This window comes from Pseudomonas tehranensis (assembly GCF_014268615.1).
GTDB classification, from domain to species: domain Bacteria; phylum Pseudomonadota; class Gammaproteobacteria; order Pseudomonadales; family Pseudomonadaceae; genus Aquipseudomonas; species Aquipseudomonas tehranensis.
The window spans coordinates 18676-35562 of sequence record NZ_JABWQV010000014.1 but is presented as its reverse complement, the minus strand read 5'-3'; the positions used below and the strand labels follow the sequence as shown (position 1 = coordinate 35562).

The 16887-nt window shown below is 60.3% G+C and carries 13 protein-coding genes; 10 read left to right on the top strand and 3 right to left on the bottom strand.

The window, feature by feature from the left end; genetic code table 11:
• Window positions 1-46 precede the first annotated feature (46 nt).
• The 6 genes from HU811_RS05180 to HU811_RS05155 all read left to right on the top strand — a co-directional run bounded on the left by HU811_RS05180 (window position 47) and on the right by HU811_RS05155 (window position 9651).
• Entirely contained in the window at window positions 47-1156 is a 1110-nt protein-coding gene (locus tag HU811_RS05180) for an efflux RND transporter periplasmic adaptor subunit (RefSeq protein ID WP_186654461.1), read from the top strand.
• Window positions 1153-4233: an efflux RND transporter permease subunit gene (locus HU811_RS05175; RefSeq protein ID WP_186654458.1), complete on the top strand. Its 3081-nt coding sequence runs from the start codon at window positions 1153-1155 to the stop codon at window positions 4231-4233. The genes HU811_RS05180 and HU811_RS05175 overlap by 4 nt, the downstream gene beginning before the upstream one ends.
• A 56-nt stretch (window positions 4234-4289) precedes the next feature.
• Window positions 4290-5582 (top strand): beta-ketoacyl-ACP synthase II, encoded by a 1293-nt coding sequence (gene fabF / locus HU811_RS05170; RefSeq protein ID WP_186654457.1) that lies wholly within the window; start codon window positions 4290-4292, stop codon window positions 5580-5582.
• Window positions 5583-5787: 205 nt separating this feature from the next.
• On the top strand, window positions 5788-7050 hold the full coding sequence (locus HU811_RS05165) for a serine hydrolase domain-containing protein (protein ID WP_186654454.1): 1263 nt from the start codon (window positions 5788-5790) through the stop codon (window positions 7048-7050).
• A 120-nt stretch (window positions 7051-7170) separates the two neighbouring features.
• Complete coding sequence (locus tag HU811_RS05160) at window positions 7171-8508, top strand: alginate export family protein (RefSeq protein WP_092396285.1); 1338 nt, start codon at window positions 7171-7173, stop codon at window positions 8506-8508.
• Window positions 8509-8547: 39 nt separating this feature from the next.
• Window positions 8548-9651: a polyamine ABC transporter substrate-binding protein gene (locus tag HU811_RS05155; RefSeq protein WP_186654453.1), complete on the top strand. Its 1104-nt coding sequence runs from the start codon at window positions 8548-8550 to the stop codon at window positions 9649-9651.
• An 85-nt stretch (window positions 9652-9736) separates the two neighbouring features.
• On the opposite strand, the gene HU811_RS05150 is transcribed toward HU811_RS05155, so the two are convergent.
• On the bottom strand, window positions 9737-10348 hold the full coding sequence (locus tag HU811_RS05150; RefSeq protein ID WP_092396289.1) for a TetR/AcrR family transcriptional regulator: 612 nt from the start codon (window positions 10346-10348) through the stop codon (window positions 9737-9739).
• Between the two features lie 220 nt (window positions 10349-10568).
• Window positions 10569-11345, bottom strand: coding sequence for an IclR family transcriptional regulator (locus tag HU811_RS05145; protein WP_186654451.1), 777 nt, complete (start codon window positions 11343-11345; stop codon window positions 10569-10571).
• Window positions 11346-11509: 164 nt separating this feature from the next.
• Between HU811_RS05145 and HU811_RS05140 the strand changes: the two genes are divergently transcribed.
• From HU811_RS05140 to HU811_RS05125, 4 genes are read left to right on the top strand one after another with little or no spacing between them, the layout of a single operon-like run.
• Window positions 11510-12268 (top strand): ABC transporter substrate-binding protein, encoded by a 759-nt coding sequence (locus HU811_RS05140; RefSeq protein ID WP_186654450.1) that lies wholly within the window; start codon window positions 11510-11512, stop codon window positions 12266-12268.
• A gap of 60 nt (window positions 12269-12328) precedes the next feature.
• Window positions 12329-12985: an amino acid ABC transporter permease gene (locus HU811_RS05135; protein ID WP_092396295.1), complete on the top strand. Its 657-nt coding sequence runs from the start codon at window positions 12329-12331 to the stop codon at window positions 12983-12985.
• A complete protein-coding gene (locus HU811_RS05130; RefSeq protein WP_186654449.1) occupies window positions 12982-13728 on the top strand; it encodes an amino acid ABC transporter ATP-binding protein in 747 nt (248 codons plus the stop codon). The genes HU811_RS05135 and HU811_RS05130 overlap by 4 nt, the downstream gene beginning before the upstream one ends.
• Window positions 13725-15014 (top strand): NAD(P)/FAD-dependent oxidoreductase, encoded by a 1290-nt coding sequence (locus tag HU811_RS05125; RefSeq protein WP_186654448.1) that lies wholly within the window; start codon window positions 13725-13727, stop codon window positions 15012-15014. The genes HU811_RS05130 and HU811_RS05125 overlap by 4 nt, the downstream gene beginning before the upstream one ends.
• A gap of 79 nt (window positions 15015-15093) precedes the next feature.
• On the opposite strand, the gene HU811_RS05120 is transcribed toward HU811_RS05125, so the two are convergent.
• Window positions 15094-16797 (bottom strand): ABC transporter ATP-binding protein/permease, encoded by a 1704-nt coding sequence (locus HU811_RS05120; protein WP_186654447.1) that lies wholly within the window; start codon window positions 16795-16797, stop codon window positions 15094-15096.
• Between the last annotated feature and the right edge of the window lie 90 nt (window positions 16798-16887).

The window sequence follows — 16887 nt, the reverse complement described above, 5'->3', positions numbered from 1 at the left end:
CGCCAGAGAATGTGACACCTGTTTCTATTCTTCAAGTAGGGAATCTATGCGCCGGCTTCGACCTGTCACCCTTGCCGCTTGCTTGTTGCCTCTCGTCCTGACGGCGTGTGGCGACTCTTCCACCGCCAAAGATCCGCGCACGCTCGCCCCTTTGGTGAGGGTCTCTGAAGTTCAGGACTCGTCCGGCCTCTGGCGTTCATTCACCGGAGTCGTGGCGGCTCGCGTCCAGAGTGACCTGGGTTTTCGAGTGTCGGGCAAGGTGCTTGAGCGGCTGGTCGATACCGGTCAGGCCGTTAAGCGGGGGCAGCCGCTCATGCGTCTGGACCCCATCGACTTAGGCTTGCAAGCACGCGCGCAGCAAGAAGCTGTCACTGCCGCCAAAGCCCGAGCCAAACAGACCGCCGATGACGAGGCCCGTTATCGCGAACTGGTCGCCGCGGGTGCCATTTCCGCGTCCGGCTACGACCAGATCAAAGCCGCCGCCGATACCGCGAAGGCGCAACTCAGCGCCGCGCAAGCTCAGGCTGACGTGGCCCGGAATGCGTCGGGCTATGCCGTACTGCTGGCGGACGCCGATGGCGTTGTCATGGAGACACTCGTCGAACCCGGGCAGGTGGTCAGTCCTGGGCAGCCGGTGGTTCGACTGGCACGGGCCGGTCAGCGCGAAGCCATCGTGCAATTGCCTGAGACATTGCGTCCGGCCACAGGGTCCACCGCGCAAGCGACGCTTTACGGCAACACCTCGGCTGCTGTCACTGCCAAGCTGAGGCTGCTGTCGGATTCGGCTGACCCTGTGACGCGCACCTTTGAGGCGCGGTATGTATTGGCGGGCGGGCTGGCCAATGCGCCGCTGGGTTCGACCGTCACCCTTCGGATCGCCGAAGACGCCGCGCAAGGGCCGGTCCTGCAAGTTCCGATCGCAGCCCTTTATGACCCGGGCAAGGGAACCGGTGTATGGGTCATTGCCGGCGAACCGGCGAAAGTCAGCTGGCGACCTGTTCAGGTCCTGGGCTTGAGCGACGACGCTGCCCGAGTTGCAGGTGAACTCAAGGTTGGCGAGCGCATTGTCGCGCTGGGCGCGCATCTACTGCGCGATGGCGAGGAAGTGCGGCTGAGCCAACAGGATGACGTGAAGGTTGCCGGGGGCCGTCAATGAGCCTCAATTTATCGGCACTCGCCGTTCGCGAGCGCTCCATTACCGTGTTCCTGATCTTCCTGATTGCCGTCGCGGGTACCTTGGCGTTCTTCCAGTTAGGGCGTGCCGAGGACCCGCCGTTTACGGTCAAGCAATTGACCGTCATCACTGCCTGGCCGGGCGCGACCGCCCAGGAGATGCAGGACCAAGTCGCCGAGCCGCTGGAAAAGCGCCTGCAAGAACTGAAATGGTACGACCGCTCGGAAACCTACACCCGTCCAGGTCTGGCTTTCACCATGGTCTCACTGGTTGATCGCACGCCGCCCTCGCAAGTGCAGGAGGAGTTCTATCAGGCGCGCAAGAAACTCGACGATGAGGCCACCCGACTGCCGGCGGGTGTCATCGGGCCGATGGTCAATGACGAGTATTCGGACGTGACCTTCGCGCTGTTCGCCCTGAAGGCCAAAGGCGAGCCGCAGCGCCTGCTGGTGCGAGATGCCGAAGCGTTGCGCCAGCGCCTGTTGCACGTGGCGGGCGTGAAGAAGGTCAACATCATCGGTGAGCAGCCCGAGCGAATCTTTGTGTCGTTCTCCCATGATCGCTTGGCCACCTTGGGCGTCTCGCCCCAGGACATCTTCGCCGCGCTGAACAGCCAGAATCTGCTCACGCCTGCTGGCTCTATCGAAACCAAAGGGCCGCAAGTCGTCCTGCGGGTGGACGGTGCCTTCGATAAATTGGCGAAAATTCGCGATACACCGCTTACGATCCAGGGGCGCACGCTGAAGCTCTCGGACGTCGCGACAGTCGAGCGCGGATATGAAGATCCGGCCACTTTCCTGGTTCGCAATAACGGCGAAGAGGCGCTGCTGCTGGGGATCATCATGCGCGAGGGCTGGAACGGCCTGGACCTGGGCAAGGCACTGGACGCCGAGACGACCAAGATCAATGAAGGTATGCCACTGGGCATGACGCTGACCAAGGTCACCGATCAAGCCGTGAACATTGACTCGGCCGTCGGTGAGTTCATGGTCAAATTTTTTGTCGCGCTGCTGGTGGTCATGCTCGTTTGCTTTCTCAGCATGGGCTGGCGTGTAGGCGTTGTGGTCGCAGCCGCCGTACCGTTGACATTGGCGATCGTGTTTGTGGTGATGGCGGCCACCGGCAAGAACTTCGACCGGATCACCCTGGGTTCGCTGATCCTGGCGCTCGGGCTGTTGGTGGACGACGCGATCATCGCGATCGAAATGATGGTGGTAAAAATGGAGGAGGGCTACGACCGGATCAAAGCGTCCGCGTATGCCTGGAGCCACACCGCTGCGCCGATGCTGTCCGGTACGCTGGTGACGGCGATTGGCTTCATGCCCAACGGCTTTGCGCAATCGACCGCCGGCGAATACACCAGCAACATGTTCTGGATCGTGGGCATCGCCCTGATCGCCTCCTGGGTCGTCGCGGTGGCTTTTACCCCTTACCTTGGGGTGAAGCTATTGCCAGACATCAAACCGGTCGAGGGTGGTCACGCGGCGATCTACAACACGCGTCATTACAATCGTTTTCGCCAGGTCCTGACTCGCGTCATCGCGCGCAAATGGTGGGTGGCCGGCACCGTGGTCGCGACATTTGTCGTGGCGATGCTCGGCATGGGTCTGGTCAAGAAGCAATTCTTCCCGACCTCAGACCGTCCCGAGGTGATGGTCGAGGTGCAGATGCCCTATGGAACCTCCATCGAGCAGACCAGCGCCGCCACGGCCAAGGTCGAGGCCTGGTTGCAAAAGCAGGATGAGGCGAAAATCATCACCGCCTATATCGGTCAAGGTGCGCCGCGCTTCTACCTGGCGATGGCGCCGGAGCTCCCTGACCCATCCTTCGCCAAGATTGTGGTGCTGACGAGCAGCCAGGAGGCCCGTGAAACCCTCAAGTTCCGTCTTCGCGAAGCGGTCGCCGAAGGGCTCGCCCCGCAGGCGCGGGTGCGGGTGACTCAACTGGTGTTTGGTCCGTATTCGCCATTCCCCGTGGCCTACCGGGTCATGGGCCCCGATCCGTCAACGTTGCGCGAGATCGCCGGCCGGGTACAGGACGTCATGCAGGCGAGCCCGATGATGCGGACCGTCAATACCGACTGGGGACCACTGACGCCGACGCTCCATTTCAGCTTGGATCAAGATCGCTTGCAGGCGGTGGGTCTGACCTCGAATGCCGTCGCCCAGCAGTTGCAGTTCCTGCTCACGGGGGTGCCGATTACGGCGGTTCGCGAGGACATCCGTTCGGTGCAAGTTGTCGGTCGCGCCGCGGGTGATATTCGACTCGATCCCGCCAAGATAGAAGGTTTTACCCTGGTGGGCGCGGCGGGGCAGCGTGTTCCGCTGTCCCAGGTCGGCGAGGTTGATGTGCGCATGGAGGATCCTATCCTGCGGCGGCGTGATCGCACGCCGACCATTACCGTACGCGGCGACATTGCCGAAGGCTTGCAGCCACCGGACGTATCGAGCGCAATCCTCAAACAACTGCAGCCGCTCATGGACACCCTTCCTGACGGGTACCGGATCGAGCAGGCGGGGGCCATCGAGGAGTCGGGCAAGGCTGGCCAGGCGATCGTTCCGCTGCTGCCGATCATGGTTGCCCTGACGTTGCTGATCATCATCCTCCAGGTACGCTCGGTCTCGGCGATGGTCATGGTGTTCTTCACCGCGCCGCTGGGATTGATTGGGGTGGTGCCGACCTTACTGATCTTCCAGCAGCCGTTTGGTATCAACGCTCTGGTCGGGCTGATCGCACTGTCGGGCATTCTGATGCGCAATACGCTGATTTTGATTGGGCAAATCCACCACAACGCGCAAGAGGGGCTGGACCCGTTCCACGCGGTGATCGAGGCCACCGTGCAACGGGCCCGGCCGGTGCTGCTGACGGCGCTGGCGGCCATCCTGGCATTCATCCCCCTGACGCATTCCGTCTTCTGGGGGACGCTGGCCTACACGCTGATCGGAGGGACCTTCGTCGGCACCATCATGACGCTGGTGTTTCTGCCGGCGATGTATTCCATCTGGTTCAAGATCCATCCTGACAAACAGGTCCAAACTGAAACAGCGAGGCTGGCGTAAGCCAGCAAACGCCTGCTGTTGTCAGTGGATGTCGACTGAGAAATGAAGAGGTTTTTATGATGACTGCCGAAGGTCAAAAGCGAATCGTCGTCACAGGCATGGGCATTGTCAGCCCCCTGGGTTGTGCAGTGGAAGAAGTCTGGCAGAGGTTGCTGGCAGGACGTTCCGGTATTCGTAACCTGTCTGGCGATATCACCGAAGGTACCGGCGTTGCGGTGGGCGGCCAGGTGCCGTCTCTGCAAGAGGATGCCGTTGCGGGGTATGACCCCGAGCGCTTTATCTCGGTCAAGGATCGCAAGAAGATGGACCGTTTCATCGAGTTCGCCCTGGTCGCTGCCGATGAAGCCCTGGCGCAGGCAGGCTGGCATCCGACGCAAGCCTCAGACCAGGAACGCACCGCGACGATCATTTCATCGGGCGTCGGTGGCTTTGGCGCAATTGCTGACGCTGTACGCACTACCGATGCACGTGGGCCGCGCCGCTTGTCGCCATTCACCGCGCCGGCCTTTCTCGCCAACATGGCGGCCGGACACGTTTCCATCCGGCATGCGCTCAAGGGGCCTCTCGGTGCGCCTGTAACGGCTTGTGCTGCCGGGGTGCAAGCCATTGGCGATGCGGCCAGGCTCATCAGAAGCGGTGAGGCGGATATCGCCATATGTGGCGGTACCGAAGCGGCGATAGACCGTGTGACCCTGGGATGTTTTGCCGCCGCCCGCGCGCTGTCCACGGGCTTTGCCGAACGCCCTCAGGAGGCCTCGCGTCCCTTTGATCGTGACCGTGACGGTTTTGTCATGGCCGAAGGGGCCGGGCTGCTGGTGATCGAGTCGCTGGAGCATGCCTTGGCTCGAGGTGCCAAGCCCCTGGCCGAACTGGTCGGCTATGGCACCAGCGCCGATGCCTATCACCTGACCGCAGGCCCGGAAGACGGCAGCGGCGCACGGCGTGCCATGCAGCAGGCTCTGTGCCAGGCGGGGGTCAGCCCCACCGACGTGCAGCATATCAATGCCCACGCGACCTCCACACAGGTGGGCGACAACGGGGAGTTGGCAGCGATTCGCTCGGTGTTCGGGACTGACTCCGGCGTGGCTATCACCTCGACCAAGTCCGCCACCGGGCACCTTCTGGGGGCGGCGGGGGGCATTGAAGCGATCTTCACAGTGCTCGCGCTGCGTGATCAAGTCGTCCCGCCAACGCTGAACCTGCTGCATCCCGACGAGGCCGCAGAGGGGCTCGATCTGGTCGCCCTCAATGCCCGGAAGATGCCGATCACCCATGCGCTCTCGAATGGATTCGGGTTCGGCGGCGTTAACGCCAGCGTCCTGTTTCGCTGCTGGGATGCTAAATACTAACTAACCGATACCGGCTCCGGCCGCTTCGGCTTGTATATCAAAGGATTTGACCCTCATCACCACAGGTCTTTGGCCTGTGGCATTTTCCGCCGACGAGGTGGACATATCAAACGACGATTAAATATTTTATTGACTAAAATATTTAATAGGGGTAATTGTTTTCCTGCATCTGCTCCCACGCAGAGTCATTTCCAGGATCACATAGATGAGCCAGAACGCCGTCCCCTTACTCGTCAGGCTTTACGTAGAGGTCAATGAATCTTCACTGGTCGAGCCGGTCGTTCCGCGCTTGATGCAAGGGTTTCCCGCTGCGCCGGAGCAGCGTGTGACTTGGGAAAACTGGATGCGCCCGCCCTTCAACCGCTGGGGGTTTCGCCATCTGTCTCAGTTGCGCCCATCCATTGAAGTGCAGGCTGGGCGGGGCCCATGCGACCCCTTGGCCGAAGCGCCCCAGGCGCTGGATGAGCTGCATTTTGACAGCGTTTGCGGCCTGAGCATTAGCGTGCTTGATCATCTGAGGGCCAGTCACACTGATGGCTTTCTGGTGATGCGAGGTGATCAGGTGCTGTTCGAGCGTTATTTCAACGGTCAGCGTCCTGACGATCGCCACGTCATGTTTTCGGTGACCAAGTCGCTGATCGGCGTGCTGGGCGAACAGTTGATCAGCGATGCCGTGCTCGACCCGACGCGCCAGGTCAGCAGCTACGTGCCCGAGCTGGCAGGCAGCGCCTTCGGTGATGCGAGCGTGCGTCAGCTGTTCGACATGGCTGTGGGGGTCGACTACAGCGAGGTCTATGACGACCCGGCGTCCGAGAGTTCGCAATACGGTTATGCCTGCGGTTTCAACCCGGCGCCAAGCCAATACAGCGAATTCGAATCCCTTTACCAATACCTGCCGTCGTTGCGAAAGCGAGGTGAGCACGGTGGGTTTTTCCATTACGTGACCGCCACCACCGAGGCCCTGGCCTGGGTGATGGAATGTGCCTCGGGCAGGTCCTGCGCGCAATTGTTGCAAGCGGTCTGGAGCCGGCTGGGTTGTGAGCGCGACGGCTATTTCATGGCCGACCCCTGGGGGCGCAGCGTGGCGGGTGCCGGCTTCAGCGCCACCCTTCGTGACATGGCACGCTTTGGTCGTTTGCTGGCCAATGACGGCCGGCACGCAGGTTCGCAACTGTTGTCCAGCGAGGCCATCGGGCGTATCGCCAGTGGCGCGTCTCCGGCGATCTATGCGGCTAACCCCGAGTTTTCGGCGTGGACGCCCGGCGCGTCCTACCGCAGCCAGTGGTATGTGTTCAACGACCACAGTCAGGCCCTGATGGCGGGTGGCATCCATGGCCAATACCTGTTCATCGACAAGCCTTCCAAAGTGGTGATCGTCAAGCAGTCGTCGCTGCCGGAGGCGGTCGGCCCGTTCGATGCCGACAGCGTGCGCATGCTGCGCGCCATTGCTGCGCATCTGACGCGCTGACGCCACTTCCAACAATAACGATCCAGCGTCTGGATTCCACCTGGCTTGCCCAGGTGTTGGCGGCGTGCTGTGCCGTCTGCAACTGCCCTGTAACAACAATAACTACACAGGAGCTTCACGATGTATTTCACGATGCGTTCTACCCGCGCGCTGGCGGCGGTCTGTCTGCCCCTGAGCGCCCAGGTTGCCCTGGCGGGCTACGCCTTCGAGGACGGCGACCTCAAGGGCGAGCTCAACCTCACCGCTGGCGGTGCGACCATCACCACGCGCAACGTCAACTTCGGCAGTGGCCGGGTCGACCAGCGCAACGGCCGCAATGACGGCAGCCGTATCGGTTGGCAGGAGTTTTACGTTAAACCCGGCATCAAGTTCGATTACGCCCTGACCCCGGACGTCAACCTGCTCGGCGGCGCGTCGGTGGTGGCCGCCACCACCTTCGGTGATGGCGACGCGGGTGGTTTTACCCGAAGCTCCGATGGCCAGGTGGCCAGCGAGGAGATGTTTGCCGGCGTGCAGGTCGGCGAGTGGAAGCTTACCGCCGGGCGCCAGAACTATATGGTCGGCACCGGTTTCATCGTTATGGATGGCAACCTCGACCAGTTCAACGACGGCGCCTACTGGCTCGGTCCGCGTACAGCTTTCAAGGATTCGGCCATCCTGGCCTGGGAGCAGGGTGCGCTGAAAAGTCAGGTCTTCAGTTTACGCACCGACGACGACCTGGGTGACTTTCGCATGACCGGGTTCAATCTCGACTACAACCTCGACGACCAAGTCACCCTCGGCGCGATGGCGCTCAAGGTCAACGCCCTCGGCCCGCGCGGCAGCACGCTGCCACGACGGCGCGACGGCATGCAGGTCTACAACCTGCGCGCGCTCAATACCAAGGTGCCGGGTGTCGCAGCCTTGACCCTGAACGCCGAATACGCTGTGGAGCGCGGCAGTGGTGAGGGCGTCGACTATGCGGCCAACGCCTGGTACGCCCAGGCCGACTATGCCTTTGGCGACGTGCCGCTGACGCCGATCCTCGGTTACCGCTACGCGAGCTTTTCCGGTGACGACAACCCAGGTGACAATCGGCAAAAGGCCTGGGACCCGCTGAGTAAAGGCTTCATCGACTGGAGTACCTGGCTGGTCGGCGACGTGGTTGGCAACTACCTGTTGTTCAACAGCAACGAAAACGTCCAGCAGTTCTCGCTCAAGACGCACCTGAGCCAAACCCTGACCCTGGGCGCGATCCACTATCAGTTCTGGCTCGACGAGAAAAACTACATGGGTGCTGCAGTCAGTGATCGGCGCTTTGCCGATGAAAGCGTGGTATTTCTCGACTGGACCCCAACGCCGTCCTTCTACACCTCACTGTCGTACAACTGGGTCAAACCCCTGGCGGCGGCCAAGCAAATCTTCGGCAATGACCGGAACTTCGATGCCCTGGAACTCTACTTCACCTACCGTTATTGAGCGCCGCGAGCCATCGCGGCCGCGTAGGAGTGTTTGAGCATGAACAAGTCTTTGCGTAATACCTTGTCGGGCGTCGCCATCACTTGGCTGTGCAGCGGCTGGTGCTTGGCCGAAGAGCGCACGGTGCGCATCTATAACTGGATCGAGTACCTGCCAGCCGAAGTCCTCAAGAACTTCGAGCAAGAGACCGGCATTCGTCCGATATATGATGTGTTCGACAGTGTCGAGACCCTGCAATCCAAGTTGTTGACCGGCAACTCCGGCTACGATGTGGTGTTTCCCAGCAGCTCTAACATCAGCCATCTGATCGCCGCCGGCGCCATCGAACCGTTGGACCGCAGCCAGTTGCCCAACTGGCAACACCTCGATACGCAGTTCATGACCTCCCTGGAGGCGGTGGGCGACCCCGGCAATCGTTACGCTGTGCCGTATCTGTGGGGCACTACGCTGATCGGCTACAACGTCGACAAGGTCCAGAAGATCTTTGGCGCGGATGTGCAGATGAACACCTGGGACATGATCTTCAAGGAAGAGAACCTGAAAAAAATGGCCGGCTGCGGCGTCGGCTTCCTCGACGCAGGCAACGAGATCCTGCCCATCGCCTTGCACTACCTGGGCCTGGACCCTAACAGCCAGAAACGTGAGGACTACGCCCAGGCGCAGCAGTTGATGCTGAAAATCCGCCCCGATATCACCTACTTCAACTCCTCGCGATACGGCATGGACCTGGCTAACGATGAGGTCTGCGTGGCGGTAGGCTGGTCTGGCGGCGTGGCCTTGGCCAAGCGGTTGGCGGACGCGACAGGCAAGGGCGTCAAGGTCGCCATGGCATTGCCCAAGGAGGGGGCACCAATGTGGTCGGATGTGATGGTGGTGCCGATCAATGCGCCGCATGCAGACGAGGCTCACGCGTTTATCAACTACATCCTTCGCCCGGAAGTGATCGCCATGATCAGCAACCGGATCGGCTACCCGAACCCCAATAAGGATTCGACGCAATTGGTCAATGCCGAGATTCGCAACGATCCCAACATGTACATTCCTGAAGAGGCGCGCAAAACCCTGTTCCCGCTGCAGCCGATGCCGGCGGCGATGGAGCGTATCCGCACCCGTGTCTGGACCACCATCAAGACCAACCGCTGAACAGTGCGGCGGCGTGGCTATGGTTGCGTCGCCGCAATTAGCCGATCCTGGGTGGTGATTTCAGCGACCAGGATGCCCGCCAGGGTCAGGTACGCATGCCTTGGAATAGCAGGGCGGTGATGCGTCGCACCTGGCTGGAGTGGGATTCGATGTCCGGCGGTGTCTGGCTGACCAGGCGCAGCAGTTGCAGGTGCGCGTAGTCGTTGAGCAGGAACGCCGCCAGGTCGACGTCCAGGTCGGCGCGCAGTTTGCCGGCCTGTTGCAACTCGCGCAGCAGACCGCTGATTTCAGCGCGCAGAGCATCGTTCATGGCGCGGTAGCCTTCGGGCAATTCACTTTGGCCGCCGAACAGGATCAGCGGTAACAGCTCGCGCCACAGGCTGGGGTGCATGACTTGGAGGGCATAATCGGTGAGGAGTTTTTCCAGGTAGCAGAGGGCGTCCACCGGGTCGTCCATGGCCGGGATCAGGCGGCGGGTATCGTGCAGGGCGCGTCGGTCAGCCTCATGGAGGATTTCCAGAATGATTTCCTGCTTGTTGCCGAAGTACTTGAATACCGTGGGCGCCGAAACGCCCGCCTGGTTGGCGATCTGCTCGATGGTGGTGTTCTGGAAGCCCTGGCGTTCGAACAGTTCGATCGCCGCTTTACTGATGGCTTGGCGCCGTTCGAGCCTTTGCCGTTCTCGCAGTCCGCTCACGCAAGTTCCTTGTCAGGTCAAGAGTAGGGCACATCTGGCCCCAGTCAGTGCTGCAAAAATACTTTATGGGGTAAAAACTTTAAAGCGCTCATTTTTGTAGCGGTGCACTCAAACGCGCAGTCGGCTTGCCTTGCATCGGACAACCCTCCAGCACGGCGAAAGCAGTTCGCGCACGACTCAGCATGCCTCGCCTTCAGACTGCCGCAAAAAGATTCATCGGCTACAGGGTTCGTATTGACGAGCGAATCGCCCGTGCACACTCGATAACCGCGGGCGCCAGCTTGCGCTCGGCTTCCTCCATGGTCCAGCGACTGCTGGGCACCACCACATGCACCGCCGCCACCGGCAGGCCCTGACTGCCAATGATGGGCGCAGCTATGGACATGTCGCCCAGGAACAGCTCTTCCCTGTTTATGGCGTACCCCCTGCGCCGCGTGGCCTCGATTTGCTCAATGATGTCGGCAATCTCGGTCAGTGTGTATTGGGTATGTCGTTTGCGGTCGCTGGCTTGCAGTGCGGCAGCGAGTTCGTCGTCTGGCTGGGCACTTAGAAAGGCTCGTCCAGAACCGGTGCAGTACATCGGTATCCGACTGCCGATGGGCATGTGGATAGGGATGAATTTCGGCGCTACGAAGCGTGCAACGTAAACCATGTCCAGTCCGTCGGGCTCGGTCAGATTGGTCGTTTCCCCGGTAGCCTGCGCCAGCTCGGCAAGGAACGGATTGGCCACGTCAACCAGCGTGTCGGCGGCCAGGTAGTTGTAGCCGATTTCCATGACTTTCGGGGTCAGTTGAAAGCGCTTGGTCTGCGGATGCTTGCGCACGTAACCCAGCTCTTCGAGGGTGTGAATCATGCGTTGCGCGGAGCTTTTGTTGATCTCTGCCGCTTGCGCGATATCCGCCAGATTCATCGTGCGCCGGGATGCGTTGAAAGCCCGTAACACGGCCAGACCTTTTTCCAGTGACTGATTGAAGAGGGGATGAGGGTTATCGCTCATGGGGAATCCTTGTTTTATTGATTTATAAATATCGATATTCGATATTTATAAATCTCTTTACGATTTTAGTAAATCGTTTATAGTCATTTTGAGCCTCCTGCCATTCATTGGGGCAACCCTTACCGGACTTAAGACAAACAAAAACGTCCAATGGGAGATACGCCATGCTTACTCGCTTTCGTGCATTCACGTTCGTTGTCGCTCTGGCTACTGGCATCGCTTCAGCCAATGTCGTCGCCGAGCCCGTCTACAAGGTTGGCGCAACCGCGACGGGTATTCCCTTCACCTTTCTCGACGTCAAAAGCCAGAGCATCCAGGGCATGATGGTCGACGCCGCGCAGGCGGTGGCCAAGGCTGGCGGCTTCGAGGTGGAGATCCAGCAGACCACTTTTGCTTCGCTTATTCCGTCACTGACTTCAAACAAGATCGACCTGATCTCCGCCGCCATGCTCCGGACGCCGGCGCGGGAAAAGGTGGTGCAGTATTCCGATCCGGTCTTCAGCTATGGCGAGGGGCTTATCGTCAAAGCCGACGACCAGACCCAGTACACCCGCATGGAAGATTTTGCCGGTGAGGTAGTCGGCGCCCAGGTCGGTACTGTGTTCATCGATGAGCTGAACAAGCGTGGTGTCTTCAAGGAGGTCCGTGGCTATGACTCGATCCCTGATCTGATGCGTGACCTGGCGCTTGGCCGTATCAAGGCAGGCTTCGCCGATCGCCCGATCGTGGCCTACCAACTGGCTCAGGGCACACAGAACAAGGTGCACCTGGTACAGAGTTATCAGCCTGTGGTGATGGGGGACGTTTGCCTGATCGTGCGCAAGGCGGACAGCGCAACACTGGCGCAGGTCAACAAAGGCATCGCTGCGATCAAGGCTGACGGTTCGCTCGAACGAATCATCGAGAAGTGGAAACTCAACTGACGGTTTTGTCGACCGCCTGCGTCGGCAGGCGGGTCCACTCATTGTCCTGTGGGTAGCTTTATGATTCTCCAGAATGTTTTGGACTTCCTCCCTATCCTGCTCAAAGGGGCGGTGGTCACTCTTCAGGTAACGGCGGGTTCGTTTGTACTCAGCTCGCTGATAGGGCTGCTCTTTGCCCTGATGATGGTTTCGAAGATACGCACGATCGCCTTGTTCGCCATCAGCGTGGTGAACATCATTCGTGGTCTGCCGATCATCGTGCAGCTGTTCTATATCTATTTCGTCCTGCCGGAATTTGGCATCCAGCTGACCGCAATGCAGGCCGGTGTCATTGGTCTGGGAATCGCTTATTCGGCGTATCAGGCGGAGAACTTCCGGGCCGGTATCCAGGCTATTCAGCAAGGACAGATCGAGGCAGCGGAATCCTTGGGCATGCGTGGTGCGATGGTGATGCGGCGAGTGGTGCTGCCCCAGGCATTTCGCATTGCTTTACCGCCTTATGGCAATACGCTGGTCATGATGCTCAAGGATTCCTCGTTGGTCTCCACCATCACCGTGGCCGAGATGACTCGCGCGGGACAACTGATCGCCTCTTCAACCTTCGAGAACATGACGGTCTACACCCTGGTGGCATTGCTTTACCTTGCGATGAGCCTGCCGCTGTCCTTTGCGCTACGTCGTTTGGAAGCACGCTTCAGCACTCGGAGAACGTCATGATAGAGATCAAGGGCGTTTACAAGAGTTACGGCAGCGTGGCGGTCCTCGAAGGCATCGACTTGCAGGTTAAAAGTGGTGAAGTGGTGTGCCTGATCGGCCCTTCGGGGTCGGGGAAGTCCACGTTGCTGCGCTGTATCAACGGCCTGGAAAGTTATGATCAGGGCGACGTTCTGGTCAACGACGAACGTGTCGAGCGCAATACCCGGACCATCCACGACATTCGCAGCCGGGTGGCAATGGTTTTTCAGCGCTTCAATTTGTTCCCGCATCGCACGGCCTTGGAAAATGTCATGGAGGGGCCGATCTATGTGAAGAAGGAAAACCCTCAGGCTGCTCGCAGGAATGCTGAGGCGTTGATGGAAAAGGTTGGCTTGTCCCATCGGATGAATGCCTACCCGGACGAACTGTCCGGAGGTCAGCAGCAACGTGTCGCCATTGCCAGGGCGTTGGCGATGAACCCTCAGGCGATCCTCTTCGACGAACCGACCTCAGCGCTCGATCCGGAGCTGGTCGGCGAAGTGTTGGCGGTGATGCGCAATCTAGCCGATGAAGGCATGACCATGATCGTGGTGACGCACGAGATGGCGTTCGCTCGAGACGTGGCCGATAAGGTCTGTTTTCTTCACAGCGGCAAGATCGTCGAGTCAGGTCCGGCGGGGGAGGTTCTGAGCACCCCGGCGCATCCACGCACTCAGGACTTTCTTCGCCGACTGCTCAATCACAGCGGTGAGGTGCAGGCGTGAACGTACCTTTCGCACCTCAACTGCCGGCCTCTCTCTGGGCCGCGACTGCGACACCCGCGGTGCAAACGCCGGCGCTGGCCGAAGATAAACAGGTGGATGTCGCCATTGTCGGTGCCGGTTACACCGGTTTGGTCACAGCTTTGCGCTTGGCCGAAGCAGGTGTCAGTGTCTGTGTGCTGGATGCCGGCGAGCCGGGTTGGGGGGCTTCGGGGCGCAACGGTGGACAAGTGATCCCGGGGCTGAAATTCGACCCCGATCAATTGCACGCCAAATTCGGTCCGGCCCGAGCCGAAGCGATGCTCGATGTGGCCGGTTCAGCCGCTGACGAAGTGTTTTCGTTGGTCCGCCAGTACGGCATCGAGTGTGATGCGAGCCAAAAAGGCTGGATTCAACCCGCCTGTTCGGCCACCGCGATGGAGGTCATCGAGCAGCGCGCCGCGCAATGGCAACGCCGCGGAGTCAAGGTGGAGCTACTGGACCGAGCCGCGGTCAGTCAACGTATTGGTACCGAGAACTATCTGGGCGGCTGGGTTGATCCGCGGGCCGGCAGTTTGCATCCACTGAGTTACGCCCGTGGCCTGGCAAAGGCCGCAATGGGGCTGGGCGCGATGATCCACGGCCACAGCCGTGTCACGGGGTTGCAGCGACAGCAATCGGGGTGGACTGTGTCTACTGCGCAAGGGGCCAGGATCAGTGCGCAGCGGGTGTTGTTGGCCACCGATGGCTATACCGACGACCTGTGGCCCGGATTACGCCAGACCGTCGTCGCGGCCAACAGCTTCATCATCGCGACCCATCCGCTGCCACCGGCGATACGCAAGACCATCTTGCCCGGTGGCGAGGTCTGTTCGGACTCACGACGCTTGCTGCTGTATTTCAAGCAGGATGCACAGGGGCGTTTGCTTCTGGGAGGGCGGGGCCCCTTCTCGGAGCCTTCCCGACAGCGTGACTGGGCGCATCTGGAGCGTTCGTTGGGTGCGCTGTTTCCGCAAGTGGCGGATGTGCCGGTCGAATACCGCTGGAGTGGTCGGGTCGCTCTGACACAAAGTTTTCTACCGCATGTGCATGATCCCGCACCGGGGCTGTCAGTCCTGCTCGGCTACAACGGTCGCGGCATTGCCCTGTCCACGGCGTTAGGCAGGCATCTGGCAGCGAAGCTGTCGGGGACGACGCAGGATTTCCCGTTTCCGGTCATGCCACTGCGCCAGATTCCCTTTCATGCTTTGCAGCGGCTTTATCTTGCCGCCGGGATTAGCTATTACCGGGTACTGGATGCCTTGTTTTAATACTTGGCTGGGGCTGGAGCGTTCTGCTCATGGGTGGTGAAGGCACTAAACTCATCGCCAAAACCGGCGCTCTGCGAACTCACACCGGTTGCTTGACCTTCCGATGCACCCACCGTGCTTCGCTTTGCAGTTCCAGGACTTGCCAATGGAAGCGCTCAAGCGAAGCATTGTGTCCGACGCTGATCAGGATCGTTTCCGGCAGCGTCTCTTTGAGCAGTTGATAGCAGCGCGCCTCGTTGGTCGAGTCCAGTGCCGAACTGCTCTCGTCGAGGAACAGCACCGTCGGGCGGGCCAGCAGGGCCCTGACGAACGCACAGCGTTGCTGTTCGCCGACGCTGAGCGTCTGCGTCCAGTCCCGCTCCTGCTCCAACAGATCGCTTAGGTGTTGCAGGCCGACTTGCTCCATGGCCTGGCGCAGTGCGGCATCTTCTTCGCGACGGGGTGGGTTGGGGTACCACAGCGCTTCACGCAGACTGCCCAACGGCAGATAGGGTTTTTGCGCAAGCGTCAGGGCACGCTCACGGTCATAACAGCTTGAGCCACGAGCGTGATGCCACAGCCCGGTAATCGTGCGGATCAGCGTTGATTTGCCGTAGCCGGACGGCGCGCGGATCATCAGGCTGTCACCGGGCTTGAGCGACAGATTGAAGTCTTTGAACAACGGTCGGCCGTTCGGCAGCCAGATGTCCAGGCCCTTGATGTCGAGACCGTCGGCCTGTTGTTCGAGCCTGACCTGAGACTTGACCTCAACGTTATCCAAGCGCTCCTGGAAGCCGATCAAGCGGTCGATCACCGACTTCCATTCCGACAGCTCCGGGAAGACGCTCACCAGGTAGGCGATGGCGGCGTGCACTTCGCCGAAGGCCGCGCTGATCTGTGTCAGGCGACCGAGGGGAAAGGCGCCGGCGAAGAACTGTGGCGCCATGATGAACATCGGAATGACCGTCGCGCTGCGCAAGTAGAAGGTCGAGTAGCCCATGATCAGCTTCTGTTTTTTCACCAGCGCCCAGAAGTTTTCCAGCGCCGCCTCCAGGCGGTGGTTGAAGCGTTCGTTCTCTACGACTTCGCCGCGGTATTGCGCTACCGAGTCAGCGTTCTCCCGCAGGCGGATGAGCGAAAAACGAAAATCCGCTTCACGTCGCTGCTGCATGAAGTTGAGGCTGGGCAGCGCGCGCCCCAGCCAGAAGGCCAGGCCGGTGCCCAGGAGCGCATACACCAGGGCGACCCATACCAGCAGTCCCGGAATGATGATGGACTGGTCGTTGAACGGCACGCTGACCAGGCTTGAGGCCTGCCAGAGGATATGCAGGAAGGAAAACAGCGACACCACCGACGTCAACAGGCCCAGGCTCAATTTGAGCGACTTGACGATGAACAGGTCGATGTCTTCGGCGATCCGCTGATCGGGGTTGTCGACCTCGGTTTCGGTCAGCTTCAGCTTTTGGTAGCGCTGGCTGTCCAGCCATTGATCCAGCATGTTGCGGGTGGCCCAGCGCCGCCAGCGGATGGTCAGCTTCTGCTGGAAGTGGAACGCGCCCACGGTGAAGGCGGCGGTTCCGATCTGCAGCAGGATGAATTGCAGGCTGCCGATCAGAAAGCCGTGGTAGTCCAGGGCCTGCAAGGCATTATAGAAATGCAGGTTCCAGAAGTTGGTGAGGATGTTGACCCCGACCAGGCATAGGGTCATCAGCACAGTGGCCAACAGCAGCAACAGGGCCGGGTACTTTTCCTCGGATGCCCAGAAAGGCCGCGCGAGACGCCAGAAATTGCGGAGTGTGTGCATGTGGTCTTGATGAGCCTGGTCGCTAACGACGTTGAGTTTGCAGGGGAGGGAGGATAGGATCAGCCAATGCTAATCGTTTGCATTAATTAG

Bases quoted from the DNA above. Each gene is read 5' to 3' on its own strand.
- HU811_RS05180 (WP_186654461.1), top strand. From the start codon at position 47: ATGCGCCGGCTTCGACCTGTCACCCTTGCCGCTTGCTTGTTGCCTCTC.
- HU811_RS05175 (WP_186654458.1), top strand. From the start codon at position 1,153: ATGAGCCTCAATTTATCGGCACTCGCCGTTCGCGAGCGCTCCATTACC.
- fabF (WP_186654457.1), top strand. From the start codon at position 4,290: ATGATGACTGCCGAAGGTCAAAAGCGAATCGTCGTCACAGGCATGGGC.
- HU811_RS05165 (WP_186654454.1), top strand. From the start codon at position 5,788: ATGAGCCAGAACGCCGTCCCCTTACTCGTCAGGCTTTACGTAGAGGTC.
- HU811_RS05160 (WP_092396285.1), top strand. From the start codon at position 7,171: ATGTATTTCACGATGCGTTCTACCCGCGCGCTGGCGGCGGTCTGTCTG.
- HU811_RS05155 (WP_186654453.1), top strand. From the start codon at position 8,548: ATGAACAAGTCTTTGCGTAATACCTTGTCGGGCGTCGCCATCACTTGG.
- HU811_RS05145 (WP_186654451.1), bottom strand. From the start codon at position 11,345: ATGAGCGATAACCCTCATCCCCTCTTCAATCAGTCACTGGAAAAAGGT.
- HU811_RS05140 (WP_186654450.1), top strand. From the start codon at position 11,510: ATGCTTACTCGCTTTCGTGCATTCACGTTCGTTGTCGCTCTGGCTACT.
- HU811_RS05135 (WP_092396295.1), top strand. From the start codon at position 12,329: ATGATTCTCCAGAATGTTTTGGACTTCCTCCCTATCCTGCTCAAAGGG.
- HU811_RS05130 (WP_186654449.1), top strand. From the start codon at position 12,982: ATGATAGAGATCAAGGGCGTTTACAAGAGTTACGGCAGCGTGGCGGTC.
- HU811_RS05120 (WP_186654447.1), bottom strand. From the start codon at position 16,797: ATGCACACACTCCGCAATTTCTGGCGTCTCGCGCGGCCTTTCTGGGCA.